Source organism: Exiguobacterium sp. s128, assembly GCF_018618815.1.
GTDB classification, from domain to species: Bacteria; Bacillota; Bacilli; order Exiguobacteriales; family Exiguobacteriaceae; genus Exiguobacterium_A; species Exiguobacterium_A antarcticum.
Map to the genome: position 1 here is coordinate 1 of NZ_JACSMT010000080.1, position 4,521 is coordinate 4,521.

Annotated in this window: 4 protein-coding genes; 3 read left to right on the plus strand and 1 reads right to left on the minus strand. The window is 46.4% G+C overall.

All coding sequences use genetic code 11. From position 1 onward, the window contains the following. Positions 1-252 precede the first annotated feature (252 nt). Positions 253-867 carry an NAD(P)-dependent oxidoreductase gene (locus KNQ13_RS15520; protein WP_026831094.1) on the plus strand — a complete coding sequence of 205 codons (615 nt, stop codon included), beginning with the start codon at positions 253-255 and terminating at the stop codon, positions 865-867. A 69-nt stretch (positions 868-936) separates the two neighbouring features. Here KNQ13_RS15520 and amyS read toward each other — a convergent pair whose 3' ends face one another. Continuing rightward, positions 937-2,478, minus strand: a complete 1,542-nt coding sequence (amyS, locus tag KNQ13_RS15525) for an alpha-amylase (protein WP_026831095.1) — start codon at positions 2,476-2,478, stop codon at positions 937-939. A gap of 334 nt (positions 2,479-2,812) precedes the next feature. Here amyS and KNQ13_RS15530 point away from each other — a divergent pair, with 334 nt between their 5' ends. Both KNQ13_RS15530 and KNQ13_RS15535 read left to right on the plus strand, forming a co-directional pair. After that, on the plus strand, positions 2,813-3,634 hold the full coding sequence (locus tag KNQ13_RS15530; RefSeq protein WP_026831096.1) for an endonuclease I family protein: 822 nt from the start codon (positions 2,813-2,815) through the stop codon (positions 3,632-3,634). Positions 3,635-3,821: 187 nt separating this feature from the next. Continuing rightward, positions 3,822-4,406, plus strand: a complete 585-nt coding sequence (locus KNQ13_RS15535; RefSeq protein ID WP_034774557.1) for a YdcF family protein — start codon at positions 3,822-3,824, stop codon at positions 4,404-4,406. Positions 4,407-4,521 lie beyond the last annotated feature (115 nt).

Consider the following 4,521-nt stretch of genomic DNA (forward strand, 5'->3'; position numbering starts at 1 on the left):
GGCTACCGAAACCTCGAACGATTCTTTTTGAGATTGCGCCTTGAGCTTGGTCGTTAAAATAGCAACCACGTGTTATGGTGATGAGCCAAGTAAAGTAACTTAAGGGAAAAATACCCAATAATATTAACTGAATTTTAGCACAAATCGAAAGCGAGAAAAAACTATTTTCTGATTCACGATAAAATGCTGGACGGTTACTGACCGAAAGGGAAGGGTACATAAGTAAAAGAATGAATAAGGGAGGCAGTTTTCATGAAACTGATTATTTTCGGAGCGACCGGACAAACTGGGCAGGAGTTGGTCAAACAGGCAATTGCCCACGGACATACGGTGACGGCATTCGTCCGCAATCCAAGTAAACTTGAGTTGACGGACGAGAAACTGCATGTAATTGAAGGAGACGTACTTAACCAAGACGCAGTGAATCAAGCGATGCAGGGACAAGAGGCAGTATTGACGGCCCTTGGGACCGAGAGTCTGGCATACAGCGGGTTTTTAGAACGGAGTCTCTTGCGAATCGTCAACGCGATGAAGGTGAACGGAGTCGAACGAATCGGCTACGTCGCTTCGGCTGGTGTCGATCAGGAACTGCCAGGAGCTCAAGGGTTACTTGCACAACAGATTCTTAAAAATCCCTTAAAGGATCACCGGCAGGCGATTGAACTGTTGAAGCAGGCGGACATCGCCTATACGGTCGCCCGACCGCTACGTCTCATGAACGGTCCGTTGACGGGTTTGTATCGACAAGCGGATATCGGTGTACCCGAACAAGCAAAACAAATCAATCGGGCCGATGTTGCCCACTTTTTACTCGAAGCAATCGAGCAGGAGGAATATGTGAAAAGCAGCATCGGACTTGCCGAATAATCGATCGAAAGCGAAAAGCCGATTTTCAAGGACACCGTGAAGGTCCTGAGAAATCGGCTTTTGTTGTGCTTATTGTTGGCGATAGACGGAGACCGAACCACCGTTGACGAAGAATTGACCGTAACCATCTTGATTAATCGTCACAGAAGCTGAATTGTTGCCGGTGATGTCCGTCCAGACTTCACCTTTGTTTTGTGTCCCTACATACATCCACTTACTGCCACCAGGTCCATCGGATAAAATCGTTGCAAGACCTGATTTCGCCCGGTCCGTTACACCTTCACGTGTCCAGCCGATGACATCGGCATTGTCGAGATAATCGTTTTGTTTTCCGAAGGCAAAGTCTTTCCGTGCTTTTAAGAGTGGATCGATTTTAGAGCCAAGAGCGGGGATCTCACGATTCGATGTCCCTTTTGTTCCATAATAGTCTCCGTAAAAGACAGACGGATATCCTTGTTCACGCGTTAAGATCATCGCGTAAGCAAGTGGTTTGAACCAAGATTGCACCGTCGACTCAAGTGATTGACCCGGCTGGGAATCATGATTTTCAACCAGCGTGACGGCTTGGACCGGATTACTTTTAACGAGCGTTCCGTCAAAGATCGTCCGCATGTCATAGTAGCCGCCGCCTTTACTCGCTTGTTCGAATTTATAATGCAACGGGGCATCGAAGACCGATTGCTGATAGTTCGTCCGGCTCAAATAGTTTTGTAAAGTACCAAGATCGTTCTGCCAGTATTCAGCGACCGTAAATAACGGTTTTCCGGTCGTCTGACGAACGTTTGCGAGCCAGTCCGCGAGATATCCGTGTTTGATATGTTTGACGGCATCGAGTCGGAATCCATCAAGTCCAAGTTCATTGACGTACCATTTCCCCCAATTTTTCATTTCCTGTTGGACTTCCGGGTGGTCAAAGTCGATATCGGCGTACATCAAGTAATCGTAATTTCCATTTTCGGTCGAAACATCCGTATCCCACGCTTTTCCGGTACCGCGGAATTTATAGATGGCACTTTTCGAACGGGATTGATCCCAGTCCGTTCCGTCAAAGTGATACCATTTCCATTTAAAGTTCGAATACGTATTGTTTCGTGCCGCAAAATCAAAGCCCGTCCAGGCCTGTATCTGGTAATCGCCGGACACTTCCTGATTTCGGTTGCTGCCATTGACCTCGACCGCTGTCACCGCTTCCGTGAAATCCGCTCCGCCTTTATGATTCATGACAACATCCCCGTAGACATCGATGCCGGCTGTATGTAGTTGGCTGATGGCTGTTTTCAGTTGGGCTTTCGTTCCGTATTTCGTCCGGACCGTTCCTTTTTGATTGAACTCTCCTAAATCATACAAATCATAGGCACCATAACCGACATCATTTTGTGTCGTCCCTTTGTAAGCGGGTGGAATCCAGACGGACGTGATTCCTAACTGATCGAGTTTGGTCGTATCCGTGTTCAAGCGATTCCAATGGTTGCCATCATTCGGCAGGTACCATTCAAAGTATTGCATCATCGTCCCGTTATCTGCTGTTGCACCTACTGCAATCGGTTGCACAAGTGGCGCTAAAAAAGTAGCTGTCGCAAGCGTCGCGACAATCAAGCGTTTTTGTTTCATGGAAGATCCTCCTCTAAGTTTATGAAAGCGTTTGCATCTTTAGTATAGCAAGTCAAAACAATTGCTGTATCATCCGCTTCGATTATTTGCGAATGTCTTATTTTCGTGACTTTTGGACCTAGAATATTTTTTGGCAGGAACAATTGTCAGTCTATTGATTGGATATGAAAAAAAAAACAGGACCTTCCGACTCTTGAACAATAAGGTGAATTCTGATTCAGTTTGACACTGTGAATTTTAAGGTCTTTTGTCCAGCTTCTCAGATGCGAAAGGAGGTGTGAAAATGAGGAGGTAAGACCAGCACGTACATATGTAACCAAGGGGGAAACACAGTATGAATTGGAAGTCGAAAATCAGCGGGGCGCTTGTCGCGGCACTTGCACTTGGGTCAATTTCGTTTACACCAGTCATCGCTAAAACAGCACCAACTCAAATCGTTGCCGGACCTCAGCAGGTCACGTCACAATCCACAATCGATGCGTATTATCTAACGGCATCCGGAAAAAGTGGAGCAACGTTAAAAGCAGCATTACACGATATCATCGATAACCATACACAGGTGTCATATGATACGGTCTGGACGGCACTGAAAGAAACCGATCAAGATCCAAATAATGCGAATAACGTCATCGAACTCTATACCGGTAAATCGATTGCCAAGAGCAGTAACGGCGGGAACGTCGGTCAATGGAACCGCGAGCACGTCTGGGCAAAGTCGCACGGTGATTTTGGAACAAGTAACGGACCAGGGACAGACCTGCACCATCTCCGGGCTGAGGATGTCGTCGTCAACAGTGCACGGGGAAATCTTGACTTTGATAACGGTGGAACGAAGTATGCCGGTTGTGACTGTTACCGCGACGGCGATTCATGGGAACCTCCGACACGTGTTAAAGGAGATATCGCACGAATGATCTTCTATATGGCAGTCCGGTATGAGGGTGGCGGTGAAATTGATTTAGAAGCATCAGAAAACGTCAGCAACGGTGCGAACCCGCTTCATGGTAAGTTATCAACGCTAAAAGCGTGGAACAAGTTAGACCCGGTCGATGCGACTGAAATCAGACGGAACGACATCATCTTTGAAAAATGGCAAAAAAACCGGAATCCATTCATTGATCATCCGGAGTACGTGACAGCAATTTGGGGAAATTGATGTGACATAAAGCAGTATGAGGTACATTCCGACTTGCATCGGGTGTGCCTCTTTTGTCGCTGAAAAAGACAGGGACGAGGAGCATGATATGGAAAAACCGGTGAAACCTTTATCTTAAGCAGACGTAATGAAAGAAGTAACAAAACCTACGTTTAAATGGAGAATCACTGAGAGGGACATAATTACTATGAAACCAATAAAACATACTGTACGACGTTTTTATAAGATTGGACTGGGTATGATCACGATGCTTGTCATCTTTTGGTTTAGTATCGGACTGTTCGTCGCAAAGGGCGAACGACCGTTAGCAAACGGAAAGTTTCCCTACGTAATTGTACTGGGAGCCGGTGTCAAAGGAGAAACACCATCCTTGATCTTAAAGTATCGAATTGAGGCAGCAGCCCGGTACGGGAAACAGTTTCCGGAAACGACTTTCATTTTAAGTGGCGGACAAGGAAAAGGGGAGGCGATCACGGAGGCGGAAGCGATGCGTCGAGGTATGAGGGCAGCAGGCATTGCTGCGGATCGATTATTACTTGAAGATCAATCGACATCAACTACTGAAAATCTGGCGTTCTCGAAACGGCTTTTACCGGACAGCGAAAATCAGGTTTCGATTGTTACATCAGACTTTCACCTGTACAGAGCACGAAAAGAGGCGGAGCAGTTGAACCTACGGTCAGACGCGATTCCGGCTGAAACGCCACTTTCCGGTGTATTACGGTACGGGATGCGCGAGCGTGTCGCCATCATCGTAAAATATTTACAATAAAAAACACCTTCACGCATGCATGAAGGTGTGGGCTAACCTAAAATTTTGAGACAATATAAAACACCTTCGGAGTGGTACACTTTTAAAAAGTACTAACATCGGAGGTGTTTTTGCA

Excerpts from the sequence above, each read along its gene's own strand:
- KNQ13_RS15520 (WP_026831094.1), top strand. The coding sequence starts at position 253 with ATGAAACTGATTATTTTCGGAGCGACCGGACAAACTGGGCAGGAGTTG.
- amyS (WP_026831095.1), bottom strand. The coding sequence starts at position 2,478 with ATGAAACAAAAACGCTTGATTGTCGCGACGCTTGCGACAGCTACTTTT.
- KNQ13_RS15530 (WP_026831096.1), top strand. The coding sequence starts at position 2,813 with ATGAATTGGAAGTCGAAAATCAGCGGGGCGCTTGTCGCGGCACTTGCA.
- KNQ13_RS15535 (WP_034774557.1), top strand. The coding sequence starts at position 3,822 with ATGAAACCAATAAAACATACTGTACGACGTTTTTATAAGATTGGACTG.